Genomic DNA, 24111 nt, shown 5'->3' with positions numbered 1-24111 from the left:
TGAATCAGTTTTAAAATTAACTCCAAATGTAAAGACAATTTTCTTCTAAATAATAAAAACGAACATCTGTAAATTAAAAAACCATCAAGATTGCTCTTGCTGGTTCTTCTATAAATTACTGAAAAGATATTATGCTAATAAATCCAATACTAAGGACGGAAACAAACCTAATGCGATATTCAAAACAATCGCTAGAATTGCAACCGCGTAAATTAAAAATGGTGTTCCTTTTCTTTCTTCATTTGGTTCTTTAGAATACATCGCCAAAATCAATTTAAAATAGTATCCAACGCTTATAATTGAGTTGATAACCGCAACAATTACTAGTGCTAAATAACCTGCCTGAATCGTTTGATTGAACAAAACCAATTTAGCGAAGAATCCAGCGAAAATTGGAATACCAGCCATTGAAAGTAAAGCTGCAGTAAGAATAGCTGCTAACAATGGATTAGTTTTTCCCAGTCCATGGAAGTTAGTAATATCTTCGTTATTTCTATTTTTGCAAACGTATAAAATCACACAAAAGGCAGCAATTCCAGATAAGGAATATGCCGAAGCATAATACAATAAACTTCCTGCAGATGTGGAAAGACTTAACAAAGTCATCAACATAAATCCAGCATGAGAAATACCTGAAAAAGCAAGCATACGTTTCACGTTAGTTTGTCGCAATGCCATAATATTACCAACCGTCATTGAAGCCATAGATATCACAACTACAATTATTTTAAATGCTTCTGAAACATCAGCATTCATAACTGATAGCAGTTTGTATAATGTCGCCATTGCCACTACTTTTGCAAGAGTACTCATCAATGCTGTTGTCAATGCAGGAGAACCTTCGTAAACGTCCGGTGCCCAGAAATGAAAAGGAACTGCAGCAATTTTAAATAACATTCCAATGGTTACCAAAACAACCCCGATAGGAAACCAAACCGGCAATTCAGCGGATTGTGATAATGCGCTAATTTCGGAAACATCAAAACTTCCCATGGCACCATAAATCATACAAATACCAAACAAAATAATTCCTGAAGCAAAAGATCCCATAAGGAAATACTTCATTCCCGCCTCGTTACTTTTTAAGTTCATTCGATCGCTTGCTGCAAGAATGTACAGTGAAATCGACAATACTTCTATTCCTAAAAAGAACATCGCTAAGTTTCCGAAGGAAACCATTGCAACAGCTCCTGACAATAGGAAAATTTTTATGGCGATGAAATCAGAAATTTTAGATTGATGATTTTCGTAAAAATTATGACCTAAAGCAACCAAGAATATAGTAAGTACAATAAACAAACAGGAAAACGTACTTGAAAATTTACTCACAACAATCATATTGTTATAGTAACTTTCTGTTGAATTAAATTCAGATATGGTTAGACCAAGAACCCCCAACAACCCAATGATTGTTATAGGCACAATGGCTTTTCTTAAATTAAATATTTCAAATAAAAGGCATAAAACACCTAATCCTATTATAGCTATTAATGTATTCATTGTTTTATTTGACTAGTTAATTCTATTAATTTGAGTTAAAATTTCTTGAAGACTTGGTGTTATCAAATCTGTAATTGGTTTTGGATACATCCCAAAAAAGAATAAAACAGAAATGACAATTACCAAAGTTATTCCTTCGTTGATGGTTACATCTGCGAATATTTTCGAATTAGTTTCACCTAACATCGCATGTTGAAACATTTTCAACATATAATAAGCTCCCAAGATTATTGTGGTACCCCCTAAAATGGCAAACCATATATTGATTTGAGAAAGGCTGTATAAAACGGTAAATTCTCCAACAAAGTTAAAAGTAGAAGGCAACGCAACCGACGCCAAAACCAAGATTAAAAACATCGAAGTGAACTTTGGTGTCTGAGAACGAATCCCTCCCATTTCAGCAATTACTCTAGTTTCATATCTTCTGAAAATAATTTCAGCAACAAAAAACAAACCAACCACTACAAAACCGTGCGCAATCATTTGTAAAACAGCTCCACGAAATCCGTCTAATGTTAATGTATACGTTCCTGCAGCAATTAATCCTACGTGAGCAAGAGAAGAATAGGCTAATAATTTCTTTAAATCCTTTTGTCTCAATGCCACGATTGAACCGTAGATTACTCCCGCAATTCCAATGGCAATAAAAATAAACATATATTCTTTCGCTGCAAGTGGAGCAAGCGGTAATTGCCAACGAATAACGCTGTACAATCCCATTTTTAACATGATACCTGATAAAAGCATGGTTCCAACAGTAGGTGCTTTTTGATACACATTTGCCTGCCAAGTATGGAAAGGAATTAATGGAATTTTGATGGCATACGCCAAGAAGAAAGCCAAAAATATCCATAATTGTTCAGTTGCAGATAAATTTACTTTATATAAATCTTCAATTAAAAAGCTTCCTGCTTTTTGATACAAATAAACAAAAGCCACAAGCATGAACAAAGAACCTGCAAGCGTATAAATAAAGAATTTAACAACTGCTTTTTTACGTTCTTCCGCATCTCCATTTCCCCAAATTAACGCAATGAAGTAAATAGGTATAAGAGATAATTCCCAGAAAATATAATATAAAAGACCATCCGATGCTAAAAAGGTTCCCGCCATAGCAAATGACATGAAGAGGATTAACGCATAAAATGATTTAGAATTTTTATAGTCATTTCCAAAAGAAGAGAAAATGATGATAGGAGTCAATACCGTAGTCAATAAAAGCATTGCCATAGAAAGCCCGTCAGCTTTTAACGCAAACGAAATATTTGGCTTTGAAATCCATTGGCAAACGAAACTAATGTTTTCACCTAAATTATAATGATTCAACAAAACAATCGAACAGCCTGCAGCAGCCAAGCCAAAGAACAACGCTACTTTTGAAGCTAGTTTATCGCCTGAAAGAAAAGTGGCAAAGGCACCAACAAAAAGTATAATTAATATTAGAGATACATTCATAGTATATGATTATTGAGCTAAAAATAAATAAGAAACAATGGCACAAAGTCCTAAAACGAAAGCTAAAAAGTAAAGACCAATACTTCCATTTTGTATTTTTTTCCCTTGAAAACTTATTTCGTTGGTTACTTTTCCAAATCCAAAAACCAAAGCTGACAATGCAGTTTCAACATCATCCCTGAAAAATTTGGACAATTCATTAACTGATTTTACGAATAAGTAATTGTAGAATTCATCTACATAATATTTGTTGTAAAGTACTTTAGAAAGGCCTGTAATTGCAGCATCTTCACTCGGAACTGTATTTTGCTTGATGTATTTGGCATAAGCCAGACCAATTCCCACTAATCCGCCAACAACAGCAATAGCCATCAAGATATATTCAGTAGTACCTAAATGATGTTCTGCATTCGCTAAACTTGGTAAAATTGGAGTTAAATAGTCATTCAACCAACTGTTCCCCGGTAAACTAATCAAACCACCAATAGTTGCCAAAATAGCTAAAACTATTAAAGGAAAAGTGATTAATGATGGGCTTTCATGCAAATGATGTTTTTGTTCGTCTGTTCCTCTAAAGTCATTGAAGAAAGTTAAAAACATTAATCTAAACATATAGAAAGCAGTCATTATAGAAGCTATAGAACCAATAGCCCAAAGCGGAATTGAATGTTCAAAAGCCACTAACAAAATTTCATCTTTCGAGAAAAATCCAGAAAATAATGGAACTCCAGAAATTGCTAATGAAGCGATTAACATCGTGATAAAAGTAATTGGCATTGCTTTTTTCAAACCGCCCATTTTTCGCATGTCTTGTTCTCCGTCCAAAGCGTGAATTACAGATCCCGAACCCAAGAACAAACAAGCTTTAAAGAAAGCGTGTGTGATTACATGGAAAACGGCAACTTCGTAAGCTCCTAAACCTAAAGCTAAGAACATTAATCCCAATTGTGAAACAGTAGAATAAGCCAATACTTTTTTAATGTCATTTTGAACCAATCCAATTGTAGCGGCTACCAAAGCAGTAACTGCCCCGACAATGGCGATAATAGTATTCACCAAATGCATACTTGGCAAATCAAGGCTGTATAAAAAGTTTAATCTCGTAATCATGAATATACCCGCAGTAACCATTGTCGCAGCGTGAATCAATGCTGAAACAGGTGTTGGACCCGCCATTGCATCCGGTAACCAAGTGTACAAAGGTATTTGTGCTGATTTTCCACAAGCTCCTATAAATAAAGCAAAAGCAGCTAATCCAATCCAATAATTATTTAAAGAAGTTGTACCGGCAATCGCTGTTTTTAATGTAGCAAAATCTAAAGTCGAGAATAACATTCCCAAAATAAAAATCCCAATCAACAAACCTAAATCACCAATTCTGTTCATGATGAATGCTTTCTTTGCTGCATCATTAAATTCTTGGTTTTTATACCAAAATCCAATTAACAAATACGAACAAAGACCAACGCCTTCCCAACCAATGAACATTACTAGTAAGTTACTTCCAATTACCAAAGTGATCATGAAAAACACAAACAGATTAAGATAAGCAAAAAAGGAATGCACTTTCTTATCATCATGCATATAGCTGATCGAATATAAGTGAATCAAAGATCCAATCCCAGTTACAAATAGCAACCATAAAATCGATAATTGATCTAAAAGAAAACCGAAACTTACTTTGAAATTGCTGATTTGAATCCAATCAAACAAATCAATACTGATGGCTTGTTTGGTTTGGTTTATTTGAAAGAAAAAATAAAGTGTTACAACAAAAGAAACCGCAACAGAAAGGGTTCCAATAATGCCAGACAGCGATTTTCCTAAAGTCTTTCCGAAGAAAACATTTAGTAAAAATCCTAAAAAAGGAGCAAATAATAAGACTAAAGCTAAATTGGTATCCATTGAAATTTATCCTTTTAAGTTTTTTAGATTATCGATAGTAATTGAGCCTAAATTTCTAAATATTGAAACTAATATGGCTAATCCAACAGCAACTTCAGCAGCGGCCACTGCCATCGAGAAAAACACAAAAACTTGTCCTTGCGCATCTTGATGATAAGTAGAAAATGCTACGAACAAAAGATTCACTGCATTCAGCATTATTTCGATTGACATAAATACGATAATCGCATTTCGTCTGTATAACACCCCAAAAACGCCAATACAAAAAAGTATTACGCTAAGGAATATATAATTTTCAATACCAATTTGGTTTAAAATATTGTTCATATTACTTTTCTAATTTTTCTTTTTTAGACAATAAAACAGTACCAATCATTGCAACCAAAAGTAATATAGAAGCAAATTCAAAAGGAACCATATATTCGTTTAGGAGTATTTTTCCCAATACTTTTATAGATTGGTAATCTTCGCCCGTTGAAGTGTATTCACCAACAATAGGTTTTGAGTTGATAAAAATCGTGATCAAAACTAAACAGATCAAACAAAAAGAAACAATGGCACCCAGTCTTGTAATCCTAGGTCTGTGAACTTCTTTTTGCTCATTTAAATTCATCAACATAATGGTGAATAAAAACAGAATCATAATCGCACCGGAGTAAACAATAATGTGAACTATTGCCAGGAATTGCGCATTCAACAATAGATAATGACCCGCAATCGAGAAAAAACAGATCACTAAATAAATGGCGCTATGGATTGGGTTTTTACTAAAAATGGTCAAAAATGCCGTTATTAATGTTATAAATGCTAAAACACAAAATATAATTTGTATCGTTGTTGCATTTGCAAAATCAGGTATGTGTATCATTAATTAGCGTTTTTTAATTGAGCATTTTTCATTGCGATATCTAAAGGCATGACCAATTTATCTTTTCCAAAAATAAAATCTTCTCTTTCATAACTGGAAGGAACCAATACTTTCGATGTAGTTAAATAAATCGCATCTTTCGGACACGCTTCTTCACACAATCCACAGAAGATACAACGCAACATATTAATCTCATATATCGAAGCATATTTTTCTTCTCTATATAAATGTTTTTCATCTGCTCTGCGTTCTTCAGCCGTCATGGTAATAGCTTCTGCAGGGCAAGACAAGGCACATAAACCACAGGCGGTACAGTTTTCACGACCTTGTTCATCCCGTTTCAACTGGTGTTGACCGCGATAAACAGGACTCATCTCCCGCACTTGTTCTGGATATTGAATCGTAACTTTTCTGGTGAATAAATGCTGAATCGTAATTATCAAACCTTTGACAATCGCAACAAGATACATTCTTTCCCAAAAAGTCATCTCCTTGTTAGAGACTTGCTTTTTTCTTCCCGATAAGGATATACTTTCTATTGACATTTTTTATTTTTATTTTAAGCTTAATCCTGCTATCCGTTTCAATCTTATATGTTTTTAAAGAAAAAACATATAAGGATTTCCACTGCTATCAGGGCTAGGCATTCGGGTATTTATTGAATTTTATGTTGAACTCGAATTTTAATTTTTATAACCAATCTTTATTCTTTCCACCTTGCTGTCTTGTTTTTCAATTAATTCATCCACATAATTAAAAACCAATTCAATATTCTTATCGTGATTGATTAACTTTTTCTTTATCTCCTCAATCTCTAATTTTGTACTCAAATTATCATTCAGAAACTCTCGCAAACTAACGAATATTTCAATAATTTTAATGCTCATTTGGGTTGCTCTTTCACTTTTCACCACATTTGCTAATTGCAAAACACCGTGTTCTGTAAAAACATATGGTAATTTTCGTGTTCCTCCCCAACTTGAAGTCGCAATTTGCGACTTCAAGTTTTGAAATTCATTTTCAGTTAATTGAAACATAAAATTTTCAGGAAACCTTGAAATATTTCTTTTAATCTGTTCATTAACCCTCTTTGTCTCAACACCATAAAGTTCAGCTATATCTTTATCAAGCATCACTTTTTGCTCTCTAATAAAATAGATTTTATTTGTTATTACTTCATTTGGAATAATAATTTTATTCATCTTGTTTACTTATTTAAGGTATCGCATTTTGCAATATCTCTATTTTTAAATGTAAATCTATTTTTATTTTGAGGTGGTCGCAAATTGCGACCACTTATTTTTTATTCCTATTCCTAATTCCCCCTTTGGGGGTTAGGGGGCTAGAACCCTAAATAAGTAGCAATATCTGCTCGCAAAATTACAATTCCGGTAATTATGATATTAATGATTGACAATGGAATTAATATTCTCCAACCCAAATGCATCAACTGATCGTATCTGAATCTTGGAATGGTCCAACGAACCCACATGTAGAAAAATATAAACCCGCATAATTTGATAAACAAAGCACCAAATCCCATAACATTAGCAATATTTACACCCCAATTTTCAACTACCCAACTCATTCCAGGATAATTATATCCTCCAAAGAATAAAACAGCTAAAATTGTGGATGAGATAAACATATTCGCATATTCAGCAAATAAATAGAATCCCATTTTCATCGATGAATATTCCGTGTGATACCCTCCAATCAATTCACTTTCGCATTCCGCTAAGTCGAAAGGAGTTCTATTCGTTTCTGCAAAAGCACAAATTAAAAATATAATAAAAGATAATGGCTGATAAAAAACATTCCAATTCATCCCTGATTGTTGTGCCGAAATCTCTCTTAAACTCAAAGTTCCGGTCATCATCAACAAAGCAATCATAGAAAGTCCCATGGCAACTTCATAAGATACCATTTGCGAAGCAGCACGAACCGCTCCCATCAAAGAGAACTTATTATTTGATGCCCAACCACCAATCATGATTCCGTAAACACCCACTGAAACAACTCCAAAAAAGTATAACAATCCAATATTTAAGTCGGTAGCTTGCAATAAAATATCTCTTCCAAACAAGTGTAACCTGTCTCCCCAAGGAATCACGGCGCTAGTCATTAATGCCGTACTCATTGCAATTGCCGGACCTACAAAAAACAAAAATCTGTTTGGTGTATTCGGTTCAAATTCCTCTTTCGAGAATAATTTTAAACCATCGGCAAGCGGTTGAAACAATCCAAAAGGACCCGCTCTGTTAGGACCAACACGATCTTGAAGCCAAGCGGCAACTTTTCGTTCAGCCCAAGTGGAATACATTGCCATCAACATTGTCAAAGCAAAAACTGCTACAATAATGATGCTTTTCTCTATTATAATAGTACTATCCATTATTGCCCAAACTTTTTTGATTTATAATATCTTCTTCGGTCAATGGAATTTCGGCCATACTAATTTTCTTACGGTCTTCCTCTCTACCAAGAAGAATATGTTCTTCGGTAGCGATTTCAACTTTCTCTAATTTTCTGTTGTATTTATTTTGGTTGATAACCGAATCTTTTTCGAATGCTCTCGGTCCTTCAATGGTCCAATCTGAAATTTCTTTGTGATCAAAACGACATCCATTACAAATAAATTCATCTACTTCATGGTATTCGTCTTTTCTTCCGGTAACACGCTGGATTTCATCACCAAACATCCAAACTGTAGTTTTTCCAGAACAAGTAGGACAATTTCTGTGTGCATTATAAGGCTTGCTGAACCAAACTCTAGATTTAAATCTAAACGTTTTATCCGTCAATGCTCCTACAGGGCATACGTCAATCATATTTCCAGAGAACTCGTTGTCGATTGCCTTAGAAATACAAGTCGATATATTTGAATGATCTCCTCTATCCATTACACCGTGCACGCGATCGTCAGTCAATTGATCTGCAACCATAACGCAACGATAGCAAAGGATACAACGATTCATGTGTAATTGAATGTTATCACCAATGTTTTCAGGCTCAAATGTTCTTTTTTCTTCTATAAAACGAGTTTCTGATTTCCCGTGTTCAAAGCTTAAATTTTGCAAATCACATTCACCAGCTTGGTCACAAACAGGACAATCTAATGGGTGATTGATCAATAAAAACTCTGTTACAGATTTTCTTGCTTCGGTTACCCTTGGCGAAGATTTGCTGTTCACTTCCATTCCGTCCATACAACCCGTTACACAAGATGCCATTAATTTTGGCATTGGTCTTGGGTCGGCTTCACTTCCTTTTGCAACTTCCACTAAACAACAACGGCATTTTCCACCGCTTCCTTTTAGTTTAGAATAATAGCACATCGCAGGGGGAACTACTTCTCCACCTATCATACGTGCTGCCTGTAGGATTGTTGTTCCTGGTTCTACTTCTATTGACTGTCCGTCTATTGTTACTTTCATTTTCTGAAATTCTTGACTTTATACGATTACTTTAGAAACCAAATGCTTTACTTTTTCAAAAGGTTCCGCAACGAAATGATCTCTATTTTTTATTTTTTCCGGGAAACGAATGTGGTATTCAAACTCATCTCTAAAATGACGAATTGCTGCTGCTACTGGCCAAGCTGCCGCGTCACCTAATGGACAAATGGTATTTCCTTCAATTTTACTTTGAATACTCAACAACAAATCGATATCTTCTTCACGACCGTGACCGTTTTCTATTCGGTGTAATACTTTTTCCATCCAGCCTGTACCTTCACGACATGGAGAACATTGTCCACAGCTTTCATGATGGTAAAAACGAGAGAAATTCCAAGTATTACGAACAATACAAGACGTATCATTATAAACGATAAATCCACCTGATCCCAACATAGAACCCGTTGCAAATCCACCGTCACTTAACGATTCGTATGACATTAAACGATCTTCACCGTTTGCCGTTTTATAAATTAAATGCGCAGGTAAAACGGGAACAGAACTTCCTCCCGGTACAAAAGCTTTCAAAGGTCTGTCAGAACTCATCCCACCTAAATATTCATCAGAATTCATGAATTCATAAACACTCAAACCCAATTCAATTTCGTAAACACCAGGGTTTTTGATATGCCCTGAAGCCGAAATCAATTTGGTTCCTGTTGAACGACCAATACCAATTTTAGCATATTCCGCACCCGAATTGTTTACAATCCAAGGCACAGCGGCAATAGTCTCTACGTTATTCACAACCGTTGGATTTGCCCAAAGTCCTGAAATCGCAGGAAATGGTGGCTTGATACGAGGATTTCCTCTTTTTCCTTCCAATGATTCAATCAAGGCTGTTTCTTCACCACAAATGTAAGCTCCGGCACCACAATGAACATAAAGTTCTAAATCGTAACCTGAACCCAATATATTTTTACCCAAAAATCCGGCAGCTTTTGCTTCATTTATGGCTCTTTCTAATATTTTATAAACCCACATGTACTCTCCACGAATGTAGATGTAGGATAGGTTTGCACCCAAAGCATAACTGGAAGTAATCATTCCTTCAATCAATAAATGAGGAATAAATTCCATCAAATAACGGTCTTTGAAAGTTCCTGGTTCTGATTCATCGGCGTTACAAACTAAATGTCTTGGTTTTCCTGATTTTTTATCAATAAAACTCCATTTCATTCCTGCCGGGAAACCTGCACCACCACGACCACGCAATCCTGAAGTTTTCACTTCTTCGACCACTTCGTCCGGTGTTAATGTTTTTAGGGCTTTTTCTACTGAAGCATAACCACCGTTTTGACGGTATACTTCGTAGGTTTTAATTCCTGGAATATTTATTTTGTCTAATAATATTTTTTGTGACATATTATTTATCGTGTAATAGTATTGTATCGTTTTTGCAATCTTCAATTAACTGGTCGATTTTTGCAGCCGTCAAATGTTCTTTATAAAAATCGCCTAATTGCATCATTGGAGCGTAACCACAAGCGCCTAAACATTCAACTCCTCTCACTTCAAATAAACCATCGGGAGTAGGTTCACCCACTTTTACACCTAATTTCTCACAGGTATAAACCATTAAATCCTCCACTCCATTCAAACAACATGGGGAAGTTTGGCAAAATTCGAACATGTATTTCCCAATTGGTCTTTGGTTGTACATCGTATAAAACGAAACAACTTCATATACCTCGATTGGCTTAATTTGAATAATTTCGGCTACTTTATCCATCAATTCGATACTCAACCAATTCTCGTGAGCATCTTGAACTTCATGTAAAACAGGCAACAAAGCCGATTTTCTTTTATCTTCAGGATAATGACTGATTAACTCATTGATGCGACTCATCAATGCTTCGGTTATATTTATTTCTTGTTTGTGATAGGTTCTTTCCATTCTTTAATTTTAGATTTTAGATTTTGGATTTTGGATTTTTCAATCCGCCTTCTTAAATCTGTATTCTGCAATCTTAATTTTTATGCGTCCAATTCTCCGGCTATAACATTTAAACTCGACAAGATAACAATCGCATCCGAGAGCAATGATCCTTTTATCATTTCTGGATACGCTTGGTAATAAATAAAACAAGGTCTACGGAAATGCAATCTGTAAGGAGTACGGCTTCCGTCAGTAACTAAATAAAAACCTAGTTCTCCGTTTCCACCTTCAACAGGATGATATATTTCAGCAACTGGAACAGGAACTTCTCCCATTACAATTTTGAAGTGATAAATTAAGGATTCCATATTATGGTAAACATCTTCTTTTGGAGGAAGATAATAATCAGGAACATCAGCATGAAAGTCATTTCCTTCCGGCATTTTTTCCAATGCTTGACGAATGATACTCAAACTCTCCCAAACTTCGGCATTACGAACACAAAAACGGTCGTACGTATCGCCTGATTTTCCAACAGGAATAATAAAGTCAAAATCTTCGTAAGAGGAATACGGTTGCGCAACACGAACATCATAATCAACACCGGCCGCGCGTAAATTTGGACCTGTAAACCCGTAAGCCATTGCTTGTTCAGCAGTGATAGCACCAACATTTACAGTTCTGTCAATAAAAATTCTGTTTCTTTCGAATAAGTTTTCAAATTCTTTCCAAGCAGCAGGAAAATCTGTTAAAAATGTGTTTAATAATTCAAATGCTTTAGGTGACCAATCTCTTTCGAAACCACCAATTCTTCCCATATTAGTAGTCAAGCGCGCTCCACAAATTTCTTCGTAAATCTCGTACACTTTTTCTCTAAATTGGAACACATATAAAAATCCGGTATAAGCTCCGGTATCCACACCAAGAATGGAATTACAGATGATATGATCTGTGATTCTCGCCAACTCCATTACAATTACTCTTAAATATTGCGCTCTTTTTGGAACTTCAATATCTAACAATTTTTCTAATGTCATCCACCAACCCATATTGTTTATAGGTGATGAACAGTAGTTCATTCTATCAGTAAGAGGTGTGATTTGGTAAAAAGGACGGTTTTCAGCGATTTTTTCGAAAGCTCTGTGAATGTAACCAATGGTTGGCTCCGCTTCTAGAATTCTTTCTCCATCCATCAACAAAATATTTTGGAAAATACCATGAGTCGCTGGGTGCGTAGGCCCTAAATTAAGAATCGAAAGCTCGCTTCCGTCTTCGTTTAGTTGGGCTGCAATTCTTTTAGCATATCGATGCTCTGGTGGTAATAATAGTTCTGACATTTATTTAATGTGAAAAATTATAATAGTTTTTATTTAATAATTGTCGGTCGTTCTTCCAAAGAAACGGTCATCTTTATCCGTTCTTCCGCTGTCTTCCATTGGAAATTCTTTTCGCATTGGAAAAGAAATCATTTCATCCATATTCAAAATACGTTTCAATTGTGGATGTCCAATAAAATCTATACCATAAAAATCAAATGTTTCTCTTTCCATCCAATTCGAACTTAAGAAAATATTAGATATGGTTCTAATTTGAGGCTTTTCGCCATCAATAAACGCTTTGATTTTTATACGTTTGTTTTCATACCAATTGTGCAAATGATAAACCACCGCAAATTGTCTATTTACTTCATTATCTGGATAATGAACACCACATAAATCAGTTAAAAAATGAAAACGCAATTCTGGATCGTTTTTCAAAAAAAGAATTACCGCAGTGATGTTATCAGCTGCCACTTCAAATGAAAAAATGTCTTTTTCTTGATTGTAATGAGAAACATTTTCTCCAAATGTTTCCGTTAGTTTATCTTGAATTTGTATCGTTTCTAAAGCCATTATTTATTTGATATTATAAGACGCTAATAATTCTTGATATTCAGGAGAACTTCTTCTTCGCACAGATTCGCTTCTTACTAATTCTTGCAATTTCATAACGCCATCAACTATTTGTTCTGGTCTAGGAGGACATCCAGGAACATAAACATCTACCGGAATTACTTTATCTATCCCTTGTAAAACAGAATAGGTATCAAAAATACCACCTGAACAAGCACAAGCACCAACAGCGATAACCCAGCGAGGTTCTGACATTTGCTCATAAACCTGACGTAAAATTGGCGCCATTTTTTTCGAAATTGTTCCCATTACCATTAACATATCCGCTTGACGAGGAGAAAAACTCACTCGCTCAGAACCAAAACGTGCCAAATCGTAATGCGAAGCCATTGTTGCCATAAATTCAATTCCACAACAAGAGGTTGCAAAAGGCAATGGCCATAATGAATTAGCACGAGCCATTCCCACAACATCATTCAGTTTTGTAGCGAAGAAACCTTCCCCAACAACACCTTCTGGCGGCTCAACCATTTTTATATTTGAATCACTCATTTTAATTTTAGATTTTAGAATTAGAATTTCAAACTTTTAAAGTCTAAAAAATTAATTCAATTTTAAAAATCAATATTTATCAATTTGAGAAATCGTAAATCATAAATCTCAAATCGTAAATCCTTTTATTCCCACTCTAAGGCTTTCTTTTTGATAATGTAGAAAAAACCTACCAAAAGCAATAGCATAAAAATCACCATCTTAACCATTCCTTCCATTCCTAACTCCTTGAAATTGATTGCCCAAGGATAAAGAAAGATTACCTCAACATCGAACAAAACAAATAATATAGCTACAAGAAAATATTTTACTGAAAATGGAATTCTAGCGTTTCCAACAGATTCTATACCGCATTCGAAGTTTTTATCTTTGATTTCCGACGATCTTTTAGGACCTAATTTTCCAGAAACTATAATTGTACCAACTACAAATCCCACAGCCAAAATGAACTGCATTAAAATTGGGATATAATTAAATTGATCGGATTGCATATTACGTATATTTATGAATGAGAATAAGCCACAAAGATAGGTTTCAAGTATTTAAAACACAAGTTTAAAACAATTTTTAGTTTAAACGAAAATACAATTGTTAACTAATTTTTATTGATTATAAATAAGGCAATTTGTTGTTAAATTCTCCTCAGCTACTTCCCAAACTAGTAAAAATAAAAAAAACGTTTCGAAATAAATCGAAACGTTTTAAACATTCTTAACAAAAAAATAAATTTTTCTGCTTAGATAACTGCTACTTTCGCAGCAACTTTTCCTTTTCTTCCTTCTTCTTCTTCATAGCTAACTCTGTCACCTTCGCGCAATTCTTCCGCGTTGATTCCTGATGCATGAACAAAAATGTCTTTTCCTGTTTCTTCGTCTGTAATGAATCCGTAACCTTTAGATTCATTGAAAAATTTAACTGTACCTGTACGCATTGTAATAGTAATAATAATTTATAATGGAGCAAATGTAATCTTTAATGTAATACGAAAGATACTATTCTATTTTTTTTTTGTAAAAATATTGATATTCAACGTTTTCTAACAAATTTTATCGACAAACTACAGAATGTCTAATTTAATATGCAGCTCATTTAATTGTGATTCATCAATTATTGATGGCGCGTCAATCATTACATCTCTTCCGGAATTATTTTTTGGAAAAGCAATAAAATCACGAATAGTCTCTTGTCCCCCAAGAATAGCTACCAATCTATCCAATCCAAAAGCTAATCCTCCATGTGGTGGCGCACCAAACTGGAAAGCATCCATCAGGAATCCAAATTGTGCTTTAGCTCCCTCTTCGGTGAAACCTAAATATTTAAACATCAATTGTTGTGTTGCTTTATCGTGAATACGAATAGAACCACCACCAATTTCATTACCATTCAAAACCATATCGTAGGCATTGGCCCGAACTTTTCCTGGATCAGTCTCCAATAAATGCATGTCTTCTGGTTTTGGAGAAGTAAAAGGATGATGCATCGCATGATAACGACCACTTTCTTCATCAAATTCCAATAACGGAAAATCAACAACCCAAAGTGGTGCAAATTCCGTTGGTTTTCTCAAACCTAATCGTGTCGCCACTTCCATACGCAAAGCACTTAACTGAGAACGGGTTTTGTCAGCCGGTCCCGAAAGAACAAAAATCATATCTCCCGGCAAAGCTCCAGTTGTTTTTGCCCAATTGCTTAAATCAGCCTGGTCGTAAAATTTATCTACGGATGATTTATAGGTCCCGTCTTCATTACATTTCACGTACACCATTCCTGATGCACCCACTTGAGGACGCTTAACCCAGTCAATTAATCCATCTATTTCTTTACGAGTGTAGTTACCAACTCCTGGAACAGCAATTCCCACCACTAATTCAGCCGCATTAAATACAGGGAAATCTTTGCTTTTTGCTACTTCATTCAACTCTCCGAATTCCATTCCGAAACGAATATCTGGTTTGTCATTACCGTATGTTTTCATCGCATGCTCATAGGTCATTCTTGGGAATTTATCTAATTCGATACCTTTTATTTCTTTTAGTAAATGTCTTGTCAAGCCTTCAAAAATATTTAATATATCTTCTTGTTCCACGAAAGCCATTTCACAATCGATTTGTGTGAATTCAGGCTGTCTGTCTGCACGTAAATCTTCATCACGGAAACATTTCACGATTTGGAAATATTTATCCATTCCACCTACCATCAATAATTGTTTGAAAGTTTGTGGTGATTGCGGTAAAGCATAAAACTGTCCTTCATTCATTCGAGAAGGAACAACAAAATCTCTGGCTCCTTCCGGAGTAGATTTTATCAAGTAAGGCGTTTCCACTTCACAAAAATCTAAATCCGAAAGATATTTTCTAACTTCCATAGCTACTTTGTGACGAAAAAGCAAACTGTTTTTTACAGGATTTCTTCTAATGTCAAGGTAACGGTATTTCATTCTGATATCTTCACCACCATCGGTCTCGTCCTCAATTGTAAAAGGAGGCGTAAGCGATGCATTAAGAATATTCAATTCAGTAACTAAAATTTCGATATCACCCGTGGCCATGTTTTTGTTTTTGGCTTCACGCTCAATAACAGTTCCTTTTACCTGAATAACGAATTCACGACCCAAAGTTTTTGCTAATTCAAATACTTCTTTTTTTGAACGCCCTTCGTCAAATATTAATTGTGTAATTCCATATCGATCACGTAAATCGACCCAATTCATAAATCCCTTATCGCGAGATTTCTGAACCCAACCGGCAAGTGTAACTTCTGTATTAATATGTGAGGCATTCAATTCGCCACAGTTATGACTTCTATACATGATCCAAATTTTAGATTATTTAGCCCTTTGGGGGCGGGTGCAAATTTAAGACTAATTATGAATAATGAATTGAGAATAGTAAATATTTAGTACATATATATAGTTTCCGTTTCTTTCCAATGTTAAGTTTTTATTCAATGTTATTAAATTGTTATGTAAATGTGTTGTAATTGTAAAATATTTTATAATTTTGAAGAATAAATATGTAAAACATTAAAAACTAACGATATGAAAAATTATGTAATTTTAGTTGCAATATTATTCACAGGAATACTATTTGCTCAAGAATCAAAACCAGTTCTTGAACCTTTCGGTAAAAAAGTAAAAGCGACTTATTTTTATGAAAATGGTCAAATGCAACAAGAAGGTTTCTTTGAAAACGGAAAACTAGAAGGATTTTGGGTTTCTTACAATGAGGATGGAAGTAAAAAATCATCGGGGTTTTATGATAAAGGAATTAAAACTGGGAAATGGTTTTTTTGGAATGATAACAATTTAAGCGAAGTAGATTATTCCAAAAGCCAAATTGCTTCCGTAAAAACTTGGAAACGAGAAAGCATTGCGAATGTTGATTAACACATATCCAATAATAAACGCAAAGAAAACATACCTTTAAGTTATTCGCATTTATAAATACAATCCACAAAAGCAGAGCCACTAATAAAAATTAGTGGCTCTGCTTTTTTAAAATCAAGAAATTAATAGCTATTAAAGCAATAGAATCAACCAATACGATTTATGTTAAACCAAAAAAAACCGCTTCTTTCGAAGCGGTTTTTGTACCCGGAGCCGGAGTCGAACCGGCACGGTTTCCCACAGGTGTTTGAGACCAGCGCGTCTACCAATTCCGCCATCCGGGCTTAGCAGACATGAAATAACGACAGTTATTTCAACGCAATAAAAGATGTGATTATGTTTAAATCAACCATCAATTCCTTTAACACGGTGCAAATGTAAAAAATAATATTAAATGTTCAACTAAAAATACTTAATTTTTTCCTTTCAGAGTTGAATAAATTTTATAAATTTGCACCTCGTTAAAAACACAACACACAACTAACTACAAAACAACAAATTAAATGTCACACCTAGAACCAGAAGCTAAAATTTTTGCTTGTTCACAAAGTGTATATCTTGCTGAAAAAATAGCGGAACAATACGGAATTCCGTTAGGGAAAATAAGCATGTCGAAATACAGCGACGGTGAATTTCAACCTTCTTATGAAGAGTCAATCAGAGGATTACGGGTTTTTATTGTTTGTTCAACTTTTCCTACCGCAGATAATTTGATGGAATTGTTACTTATGATTGATGCAGCAAAACGCGCTTCGGCTCGACACATAACTGCAGTAATACCTTACTTTGGTTGGGCGCGACAAGATAGAAAAGACAAGCCAAGAGTGCCGATAGGAGCAAAATTAGTAGCTAATTTATTGGACGCTGCTGGAGCTACTAGAGTAATGACAATGGATTTGCACGCAGATCAAATTCAAGGCTTCTTTGAAAAACCAGTAGATCATCTTTTTGCATCGACTATCTTTTTACCTTATGTAAAAAGTTTAGGATTAGATAATTTAACGATTGCTTCTCCAGATATGGGTGGTTCCAAAAGAGCGTATGCCTATTCTAAATTTTTAGAATCTGATGTGGTTATTTGTTACAAACAAAGAAAAGAAGCCAATATTATCGACACCATGGAATTGATTGGTGAGGTAAGAGGTAAAAACGTGATCTTAGTAGATGACATGATTGATACCGGAGGAACTTTGGCGAAAGCCGCTGACTTAATGATCGAAAAAGGAGCATTAAGCGTAAGAGCAATTTGCACCCACGCTATTTTATCAGGAGATGCCTACGAAAAAATAGAGAATTCTAAATTATTAGAATTAATAGTTACCGATTCTATTCCGTTGAAGAAAGAATCAAACAAAATAAGAGTGTTGAGTTGTGCACCACTTTTTGCAGAAGTTATGCACATGGTACACCACAACAATTCCATTAGTGGGAAGTTTATAATGTAATACACAAGTCTTAAAGTTGTAAGTCATAAAGTCGAAAGCCTTCATGTCCTAACGCTTAAAGCAATTAACAAGTAATATTATTTAATAACTATATTTTTTTTACAATGAAATCGATTACAATTAAAGGATCAGAAAGAGAAAGCGTGGGTAAAGTTGCGACTAAAGCCCTACGTAATGCTGGATTGGTTCCTTGCGTATTATACGGAGGAAATCAGGCAGTTCATTTCTCAGCAGAAGTTATGGCTTTCAAAAACTTGGTTTACACTCCAAACGCTCACACAGTTGAGATCGATCTTGGAAAAGGAAAATCATTTAACGCAATTTTACAAGACATCCAGGTTCACCCGGTGTCTGACAAGATTTTACACATTGACTTCTTTCAATTATTTGATGACAAGGAAATCACTATGGAAGTTCCTGTTAAAGTTGTTGGAACCTCTAAAGGTGTTCTTGCAGGTGGTGTTTTACGTTTGAACACTCGTAAACTTAAAGTAAAAGCTTTACCAAAAAATCTTCCAGATTTTATTGAAGCTGACATTACTCCACTTGAAATGGGGAACAAATTGTACGTTACTAAATTAGCAAACGACAACTACAAATTGATTCACCCTGACAACACTGTTGTTGCTCAAGTAAGAATCTCTCGTGCCGCTATGAAAGCAGCTCAAGAAGCAGCCAAAGCAGCGAAAGCTCCAGTAAAAGGAAAGAAAAAATAATCTTTTTTCCATCAAATTTAAAAGCATCAGTTGTAAAACTGGTGCTTTTTTTATTTAATCTGTCCCGAAAGCAATCGGGATTTTTCCCCATTCTTGAACTCGTTTCGCATTCTTGAATTTATTTCCCATCCTTAATAATTAGGAGCACAAACCCTCGTTTTACCACAGCAGTTGTCCCGCTTTCCATTGCAATCTTTTCATCTCGTTTTGACAACGAGATAAAAAGGATTTCCATTTCAATCACGGCTAGTTTAGAACATTTAGTTTGGTCAAGACAATTTCAAATATCGTAGCGACACAAAAAAAGGCATCTTTGTCAAAGTTTCGAACTTTGACAAAGATTAAAAAACCAAAACCTTTTATGAAAAACAAGGAAGAAATACATTTTAGGCAAAAACATAAAATATTTCACTAATACCAAATTATCTAATTGACTAATTATCTAATTAAGTTTACTTTTGCAGCATGATAAAATGGATATACAACCTGTTTTCATCAAAGAAAATAGAAGACAATACAGATTATATGAAACCGGAGGTTCACGAACACCAAAAAAACAATATAAAAAACGTGAGTAATAAATTTTTAATAGTTGGACTCGGCAACATTGGTGCCGAATATGTAAACACCCGACACAACATCGGTTTTAAAGTAGTCGATTTCCTAGCCCGAAAAGAAGGAGTCAATTTCGAAACCGTAAAACTGGGTTCCCTTGCCGAATACAAATTTAAAGGAAGAACACTTCTACTCCTCAAACCCAACACTTATATGAATTTGAGCGGTAAAGCGGTACAATATTGGATGGAGAAAGAGAAAATTCCGCTGGAAAACATCTTAATCATTGCCGATGATTTGAATCTTTCTTTTGGAAGTATTCGCATTAGATCTAAAGGAAGCGACGGCGGTCACAACGGACTCAAAAATATCAATTTGGTTTTAAATACTCAAAACTATGCTCGATTTCGTTTTGGAATTAGCGACGAATTCAAAAAAGGAAAACAAATCGATTACGTACTTGGAGAGTGGGATGATGCTGAAAAAACTGCACTTCCGGAAAGACTGGAAGTAGCTTCGGAGATTATAAAATCTTTCGGGACTGCCGGATTAGAAAATACCATGACGGCATTTAACGGGAAATAAAAAAAGGGAAACATGAACTCATGTTTCCCTTTTTGGTTATGTACTGTTTTTATTTATTCGACCACTATTTTCTTAATTTGTTTTCGTTCTCCATCCAAAACTGTCAATAAATAAATACCCGCTTGCGCATTTTTTAATTGAATATTTTCGTTGAAATTAGCGTTGTTTTCAAACTCTTTTTCAAATATTTTTCTGCCCAACAAATCATTAACAAGGACTTTTATTCCAGTAGAAGATTTACTTGTAAACTGTACATTAAAATTTCCTTTGTTGGGATTTGGATATAAAACAAAATCATTGATTTCAAATTCAGGCGCCGCAAGCGTATAGGTTTGCGTGCAAATAGTTATCGATGCTGAATTTAAGGTTCCGACATCCCCTTTGAACGCATCACGAATTCTGAAAGTCCAAACTCCCGCGGGGTTTTGTCCATTAAAAACTGCTAAAGGCTCGTAGGGAGTTACATTTTGAACTGCAGTTTCGCTACAAGAAAGTGCGTTGCCTTGATCATCATAATTCAATAGTAATGTATTACTAGTGGTTCCACAACTTCTTTCAAACAATTTTACGGTTGGACCTTGTGGGCCGACAACATCAATTTGTACATCTGACAAATAGGAGTGAGTAAAACCAACAGCCAAACTTACGTTAGCTATTGCGCCAGTGGAAGCAGGAACAGTAATCGCTCTTGTTGTGTAACTTGCAGATTCCGGTATTGCAAAAGGAGCATTGAAAGTATATGTATTACAAGAAGAAGTTACCGAATATCCAATAGCAAAAGCTTTGCTGTTTAAAGCATAAAATATATTCCCCGTTGGCTCAATCAAAATTCTACAATTTTTTTCTGTAATATTTGGTACGGTGATCGTTTGAGAACCATCATTGGGCGTGGCCCCAACCAAAGTAGTTGGAAAAGTCAAACCACCATCAGTAGAAAGTTTGATATTTACCGTAGAAGATCCGGTCAAAGCAGCTGAACCGTTTACACTCCAAGTTACCGTTTGTGAGGCACCTTGAAACCAACTTAAATTATCGGTGTTTTGTGAAGTAACGGCAAATGGACCTACCGTTCCACTAACATTTACGATCATTTCATCGGTATTGGTTTGTGCATTGCCTTGTGCAGCATTGTCTCTTCCGGTCAAAGTAAAATGTAATGTTCTTGCTACTGTAGCAACCGATTCCCATATTGTGGTTAATTTATTAGACAATACGGAACTGTAGGCAGGCATGTATCTAATTTTAGAGCTGCTAGGCAAGATTGACCTAAATAATGGACCGTTAGGTTTAGTAGGTATTGCTGTACTGTTCGCTCCACTTTGCGTAGTAGCAGAATCATTTTCTTCCCAGCAATAAGTCAATACATCACCATTAATGTCAGACCCAGTACCTTTTAAAATAAATGGAGTGCCATAAGGAATTGTCCAATCAAGGCCTGCATCAATAACAGGAGGACTATTTGTCGTTATTGTACTTACTGGACATGTTTTGGTTAAAAGATTCGTCTGGATTTGATTAATACTGGCATATGCAAAATAATCATCTGAATTAGGTTGAACATCATAATCAGTGGTAATTCCGGCATAACCCATAATAGTTGATCCACTTCCGGGTTCTACACTTACCCCAGTGTCTTCAATACTATAAGAAAAAGTATGATTTGCACCTAATTGATGTCCCATTTCATGAGCTACAAAATCAATATCAAAGGTATCTCCTTCCGGTTTTGAATCACTTGGCGATGTAAAAGCACTTCCTTTACCTAAGGGCACGTCCAATGTAGGATTAACACAAACGCAACCAATACAACCCGCGTTACCGCCCCCGCCAGCTGCGCCAAATAAATGACCTATATCGTACCCACCATTGCCTATAACGTTGCTTAAATTATCTTGCAATTCTTGATTCCAAGCCCCTCCAACACCTGCAGCTGAATCAGAATATGGATCTGTAACTGCATTTGTATACATTATGGAAGCATTATTGGAAATGATTTCTAATTTTACAGCTAAGTCTTTATTTAAGATTCCGTTTACTCTAGTCATGGTTTTATTCATACCAGCCAAAGCACCAGTGACAGTTCCTCCAAAATATGTAGCATACTCTCCAGTGCAGGACAAAGCAAGTCTTAAGGTTTTAAAAACTCTATTATTGGCTGATATTTTGCTCGCTTTATTTAGCAGTTCCTTGCTCAAAGCCTTATCTTCAGTTGTACAACTAAAAGGCAAATCTCCTCTATTTCTGTTTTTAGAATCAAAAAGCACGTACATACTCTTGTTCTCAGGATATGGTTCTATAAATTCAGAACCTTCATCAGCTCTTAAAACCATGGTTTGAATCCCATTTGGAGAGAAACTAAAATTTATCGAGGCTTTTTTGTCTGTGATACCAACTCCCGCATACGCTCTAATATCGGGATATTTAGCTTGCAATTCTGGTGCAAAATTAGAAGATTCCCACACTAAGAACTGTTCTAAGACTCCTTTTTTGTTCGGAATTAGTATCGTAATTCTATTTCCTTTCGCTATTTTATCCTGCAACGGAAGCAATGACTGCTTCATCGCCACCTCATCTAAAGAAAATAACAATTTATTATCGAGATTTGGCTTAACACCATTTCGATTTGAGATGGACAGCTTGTTCTGGTCCACTTTTTTCCAAGGAGAGTCGTTTTGAGCGTGGATTGTTGAACTAACAACTACAATCATCAGTAATAGTATAGTTTTTTTCATGGCCAAAAAATATTTAAACGTCAAAATTAAACCATTTATGTTAATGTATTAGTCCAAAGCTTAATAATTTAAAAGAATTAATACATTCGAACCGATGATTTTTTGTTTTTAAAGACTTTTTTGAAAATTCTATGCCAAATTCTATCGAAAATCAATTCCATTAGCGGTTGCATTTAAAATAGATAGTATAAATTTGCAGCATTATAAAAACAATTGCTTTGAAGATTTTTCATTCCATAAACGATTTCGCTTCCACAAAAAAAACAATCTTAACTTTAGGAACTTTTGATGGAGTTCATATTGGGCATAGAAAAATTCTGGAAAAAATAATTCAAAAATCACAAAACGGTACTTATGAAAGTCTGGTTCTTACTTTCTTTCCTCATCCCAGAATGGTTTTACAGGAACATTCCGATATAAAATTACTCAACACCATTGACGAAAAAATAGATTTGTTAAACCAAATTGGAATTGAGAACCTTGTTATCCATCCTTTTGACGAACAATTTTCCAGACTGACAGCAGAGGAATTTGTCAGTACTATTTTAGTTGATCGATTTCACATTCAAAAAATAATTATTGGTCATGACCATCGTTTTGGAAGAAATCGCACTGCAGATATTCAAGATTTGATCGCTTTTGGAGAACAATATGGTTTCGAAGTGGAACAAATATCAGTTCAGGAAATAAATGAGATTTCCGTAAGTTCGACCAAGATTAGAAAGGCATTATTACAAGGAGACATGGTTTTGGCAAATGAATATTTAGGATATGAGTATTTCTTGACCGGAATCATTGTTAAAGGAAAACAATTAGGCAGAACGATAGGTTTTCCAACTGCCAACTTAAAAGTTGAAGAAGATTACAAACTTATTCCACAAAATGGAGTTTATATTGTGAAAAGCCTAATCAATAATAAAACTGTTTTCGGAATGATGAACATTGGTTTCAATCCCACTGTTAATGGTCAAAATCAAACGATAGAAGTCAATTATTTTGACTTTAATGAAGATTTGTATGGTCAAGAAATCACCGTTTCTATTTTAAAAAGAATTCGTTCAGAACAAAAATTTGAATCTGTTTCTCTTTTACGAGAACAATTGCAAAAAGATGCAACAACCGCAAACACTTATTTGAACCAGCTATAATTTTAGTGAAAATTCTTTTAACACATTTTACGAAAT

23 protein-coding genes and 1 tRNA gene are annotated in these 24111 nt (G+C 34.9%); 5 read left to right on the top strand and 19 right to left on the bottom strand.

Annotated features, from left to right (window positions below):
* Positions 1-129: 129 nt before the first annotated feature.
* The 17 genes from H4V97_RS10695 to aspS all read right to left on the bottom strand — a co-directional run bounded on the left by H4V97_RS10695 (position 130) and on the right by aspS (position 16318).
* The gene (locus tag H4V97_RS10695) at positions 130-1500 is read right to left on the bottom strand and encodes an NADH-quinone oxidoreductase subunit N (RefSeq protein WP_209549702.1); all 1371 of its coding nucleotides are present in this window, start codon (positions 1498-1500) and stop codon (positions 130-132) included.
* Between the two features lie 12 nt (positions 1501-1512).
* A complete protein-coding gene (locus H4V97_RS10690; protein ID WP_209549701.1) occupies positions 1513-2955 on the bottom strand; it encodes a NuoM family protein in 1443 nt (480 codons plus the stop codon).
* 9 nt (positions 2956-2964) lie between these two features.
* Positions 2965-4860 (bottom strand): NADH-quinone oxidoreductase subunit L, encoded by a 1896-nt coding sequence (gene nuoL / locus H4V97_RS10685; protein ID WP_209549700.1) that lies wholly within the window; start codon positions 4858-4860, stop codon positions 2965-2967.
* Between the two features lie 6 nt (positions 4861-4866).
* A complete protein-coding gene (nuoK, locus tag H4V97_RS10680) occupies positions 4867-5187 on the bottom strand; it encodes an NADH-quinone oxidoreductase subunit NuoK (protein WP_073205053.1) in 321 nt (106 codons plus the stop codon).
* 1 nt (position 5188) lies between these two features.
* The gene (locus tag H4V97_RS10675) at positions 5189-5728 is read right to left on the bottom strand and encodes an NADH-quinone oxidoreductase subunit J (RefSeq protein WP_196850283.1); all 540 of its coding nucleotides are present in this window, start codon (positions 5726-5728) and stop codon (positions 5189-5191) included.
* Positions 5728-6273 carry a NuoI/complex I 23 kDa subunit family protein gene (locus H4V97_RS10670; protein ID WP_196850284.1) on the bottom strand — a complete coding sequence of 182 codons (546 nt, stop codon included), beginning with the start codon at positions 6271-6273 and terminating at the stop codon, positions 5728-5730. The genes H4V97_RS10675 and H4V97_RS10670 overlap by 1 nt, the downstream gene beginning before the upstream one ends.
* A 138-nt stretch (positions 6274-6411) precedes the next feature.
* On the bottom strand, positions 6412-6930 hold the full coding sequence (locus H4V97_RS10665; RefSeq protein ID WP_209549699.1) for an ORF6N domain-containing protein: 519 nt from the start codon (positions 6928-6930) through the stop codon (positions 6412-6414).
* Between the two features lie 140 nt (positions 6931-7070).
* Positions 7071-8123: an NADH-quinone oxidoreductase subunit NuoH gene (gene nuoH, locus H4V97_RS10660; protein ID WP_209549698.1), complete on the bottom strand. Its 1053-nt coding sequence runs from the start codon at positions 8121-8123 to the stop codon at positions 7071-7073.
* Positions 8116-9165: a 2Fe-2S iron-sulfur cluster-binding protein gene (locus tag H4V97_RS10655; RefSeq protein ID WP_196850286.1), complete on the bottom strand. Its 1050-nt coding sequence runs from the start codon at positions 9163-9165 to the stop codon at positions 8116-8118. Before H4V97_RS10655 ends, nuoH begins: the two co-directional genes overlap by 8 nt.
* An 18-nt stretch (positions 9166-9183) precedes the next feature.
* A complete protein-coding gene (gene nuoF / locus H4V97_RS10650) occupies positions 9184-10551 on the bottom strand; it encodes an NADH-quinone oxidoreductase subunit NuoF (protein ID WP_209549697.1) in 1368 nt (455 codons plus the stop codon).
* A 1-nt stretch (position 10552) separates the two neighbouring features.
* Complete coding sequence (locus H4V97_RS10645) at positions 10553-11083, bottom strand: complex I 24 kDa subunit family protein (RefSeq protein ID WP_209549696.1); 531 nt, start codon at positions 11081-11083, stop codon at positions 10553-10555.
* An 80-nt stretch (positions 11084-11163) separates the two neighbouring features.
* Positions 11164-12402: an NADH-quinone oxidoreductase subunit D gene (locus H4V97_RS10640; RefSeq protein ID WP_209549695.1), complete on the bottom strand. Its 1239-nt coding sequence runs from the start codon at positions 12400-12402 to the stop codon at positions 11164-11166.
* 33 nt (positions 12403-12435) lie between these two features.
* Positions 12436-12957, bottom strand: coding sequence for an NADH-quinone oxidoreductase subunit C (locus H4V97_RS10635; protein WP_196850290.1), 522 nt, complete (start codon positions 12955-12957; stop codon positions 12436-12438).
* A gap of 3 nt (positions 12958-12960) precedes the next feature.
* Positions 12961-13509, bottom strand: coding sequence for an NADH-quinone oxidoreductase subunit B (locus H4V97_RS10630; protein WP_196850291.1), 549 nt, complete (start codon positions 13507-13509; stop codon positions 12961-12963).
* A 125-nt stretch (positions 13510-13634) separates the two neighbouring features.
* Entirely contained in the window at positions 13635-14000 is a 366-nt protein-coding gene (locus H4V97_RS10625) for an NADH-quinone oxidoreductase subunit A (RefSeq protein ID WP_196850292.1), read from the bottom strand.
* Positions 14001-14245: 245 nt separating this feature from the next.
* A complete protein-coding gene (locus H4V97_RS10620) occupies positions 14246-14440 on the bottom strand; it encodes a cold-shock protein (RefSeq protein WP_007137066.1) in 195 nt (64 codons plus the stop codon).
* 126 nt (positions 14441-14566) lie between these two features.
* Positions 14567-16318, bottom strand: a complete 1752-nt coding sequence (aspS, locus tag H4V97_RS10615) for an aspartate--tRNA ligase (RefSeq protein ID WP_196850293.1) — start codon at positions 16316-16318, stop codon at positions 14567-14569.
* 228 nt (positions 16319-16546) lie between these two features.
* Between aspS and H4V97_RS10610 the strand changes: the two genes are divergently transcribed.
* Positions 16547-16894 carry a toxin-antitoxin system YwqK family antitoxin gene (locus H4V97_RS10610; protein WP_196850294.1) on the top strand — a complete coding sequence of 116 codons (348 nt, stop codon included), beginning with the start codon at positions 16547-16549 and terminating at the stop codon, positions 16892-16894.
* Between the two features lie 204 nt (positions 16895-17098).
* On the opposite strand, the gene H4V97_RS10605 is transcribed toward H4V97_RS10610, so the two are convergent.
* A tRNA-Leu gene (locus H4V97_RS10605) sits at positions 17099-17178 on the bottom strand.
* A gap of 219 nt (positions 17179-17397) precedes the next feature.
* Here H4V97_RS10605 and H4V97_RS10600 point away from each other — a divergent pair.
* The 3 genes from H4V97_RS10600 to pth all read left to right on the top strand — a co-directional run bounded on the left by H4V97_RS10600 (position 17398) and on the right by pth (position 20195).
* On the top strand, positions 17398-18339 hold the full coding sequence (locus H4V97_RS10600; RefSeq protein ID WP_196850295.1) for a ribose-phosphate pyrophosphokinase: 942 nt from the start codon (positions 17398-17400) through the stop codon (positions 18337-18339).
* Between the two features lie 104 nt (positions 18340-18443).
* Complete coding sequence (locus H4V97_RS10595; RefSeq protein ID WP_196850296.1) at positions 18444-19055, top strand: 50S ribosomal protein L25/general stress protein Ctc; 612 nt, start codon at positions 18444-18446, stop codon at positions 19053-19055.
* A gap of 465 nt (positions 19056-19520) precedes the next feature.
* Complete coding sequence (gene pth / locus H4V97_RS10590; RefSeq protein ID WP_209549694.1) at positions 19521-20195, top strand: aminoacyl-tRNA hydrolase; 675 nt, start codon at positions 19521-19523, stop codon at positions 20193-20195.
* Positions 20196-20248: 53 nt separating this feature from the next.
* Here pth and H4V97_RS10585 read toward each other — a convergent pair whose 3' ends face one another.
* Positions 20249-22927, bottom strand: coding sequence for a reprolysin-like metallopeptidase (locus H4V97_RS10585; protein ID WP_209549693.1), 2679 nt, complete (start codon positions 22925-22927; stop codon positions 20249-20251).
* Between the two features lie 218 nt (positions 22928-23145).
* On the opposite strand from H4V97_RS10585, the gene H4V97_RS10580 reads away from it, so the two are divergent.
* Positions 23146-24075 carry a bifunctional riboflavin kinase/FAD synthetase gene (locus H4V97_RS10580; protein ID WP_196850299.1) on the top strand — a complete coding sequence of 310 codons (930 nt, stop codon included), beginning with the start codon at positions 23146-23148 and terminating at the stop codon, positions 24073-24075.
* Positions 24076-24111 lie beyond the last annotated feature (36 nt).

This window comes from Flavobacterium sp. CG_23.5 (genome assembly GCF_017875765.1).
In the GTDB taxonomy this organism is placed as follows: domain Bacteria; phylum Bacteroidota; class Bacteroidia; order Flavobacteriales; family Flavobacteriaceae; genus Flavobacterium.
This window is presented reverse-complemented; position numbering and strand designations above follow the sequence as displayed.

Bases quoted from the DNA above. Each gene is read 5' to 3' on its own strand.
- nuoK (WP_073205053.1), bottom strand. From the start codon at position 5,187: ATGAACAATATTTTAAACCAAATTGGTATTGAAAATTATATATTCCTT.
- H4V97_RS10670 (WP_196850284.1), bottom strand. From the start codon at position 6,273: ATGTCAATAGAAAGTATATCCTTATCGGGAAGAAAAAAGCAAGTCTCT.
- H4V97_RS10695 (WP_209549702.1), bottom strand. From the start codon at position 1,500: ATGAATACATTAATAGCTATAATAGGATTAGGTGTTTTATGCCTTTTA.
- H4V97_RS10655 (WP_196850286.1), bottom strand. From the start codon at position 9,165: ATGAAAGTAACAATAGACGGACAGTCAATAGAAGTAGAACCAGGAACA.
- H4V97_RS10625 (WP_196850292.1), bottom strand. From the start codon at position 14,000: ATGCAATCCGATCAATTTAATTATATCCCAATTTTAATGCAGTTCATT.
- pth (WP_209549694.1), top strand. From the start codon at position 19,521: ATGATAAAATGGATATACAACCTGTTTTCATCAAAGAAAATAGAAGAC.
- H4V97_RS10630 (WP_196850291.1), bottom strand. From the start codon at position 13,509: ATGAGTGATTCAAATATAAAAATGGTTGAGCCGCCAGAAGGTGTTGTT.
- H4V97_RS10675 (WP_196850283.1), bottom strand. From the start codon at position 5,728: ATGATACACATACCTGATTTTGCAAATGCAACAACGATACAAATTATA.
- nuoF (WP_209549697.1), bottom strand. From the start codon at position 10,551: ATGTCACAAAAAATATTATTAGACAAAATAAATATTCCAGGAATTAAA.
- H4V97_RS10665 (WP_209549699.1), bottom strand. From the start codon at position 6,930: ATGAATAAAATTATTATTCCAAATGAAGTAATAACAAATAAAATCTAT.
- nuoH (WP_209549698.1), bottom strand. From the start codon at position 8,123: ATGGATAGTACTATTATAATAGAGAAAAGCATCATTATTGTAGCAGTT.
- nuoL (WP_209549700.1), bottom strand. From the start codon at position 4,860: ATGGATACCAATTTAGCTTTAGTCTTATTATTTGCTCCTTTTTTAGGA.
- H4V97_RS10600 (WP_196850295.1), top strand. From the start codon at position 17,398: ATGTCACACCTAGAACCAGAAGCTAAAATTTTTGCTTGTTCACAAAGT.
- H4V97_RS10595 (WP_196850296.1), top strand. From the start codon at position 18,444: ATGAAATCGATTACAATTAAAGGATCAGAAAGAGAAAGCGTGGGTAAA.
- H4V97_RS10585 (WP_209549693.1), bottom strand. From the start codon at position 22,927: ATGAAAAAAACTATACTATTACTGATGATTGTAGTTGTTAGTTCAACA.
- H4V97_RS10645 (WP_209549696.1), bottom strand. From the start codon at position 11,083: ATGGAAAGAACCTATCACAAACAAGAAATAAATATAACCGAAGCATTG.
- H4V97_RS10620 (WP_007137066.1), bottom strand. From the start codon at position 14,440: ATGCGTACAGGTACAGTTAAATTTTTCAATGAATCTAAAGGTTACGGA.
- aspS (WP_196850293.1), bottom strand. From the start codon at position 16,318: ATGTATAGAAGTCATAACTGTGGCGAATTGAATGCCTCACATATTAAT.
- H4V97_RS10635 (WP_196850290.1), bottom strand. From the start codon at position 12,957: ATGGCTTTAGAAACGATACAAATTCAAGATAAACTAACGGAAACATTT.
- H4V97_RS10640 (WP_209549695.1), bottom strand. From the start codon at position 12,402: ATGTCAGAACTATTATTACCACCAGAGCATCGATATGCTAAAAGAATT.
- H4V97_RS10610 (WP_196850294.1), top strand. From the start codon at position 16,547: ATGAAAAATTATGTAATTTTAGTTGCAATATTATTCACAGGAATACTA.
- H4V97_RS10690 (WP_209549701.1), bottom strand. From the start codon at position 2,955: ATGAATGTATCTCTAATATTAATTATACTTTTTGTTGGTGCCTTTGCC.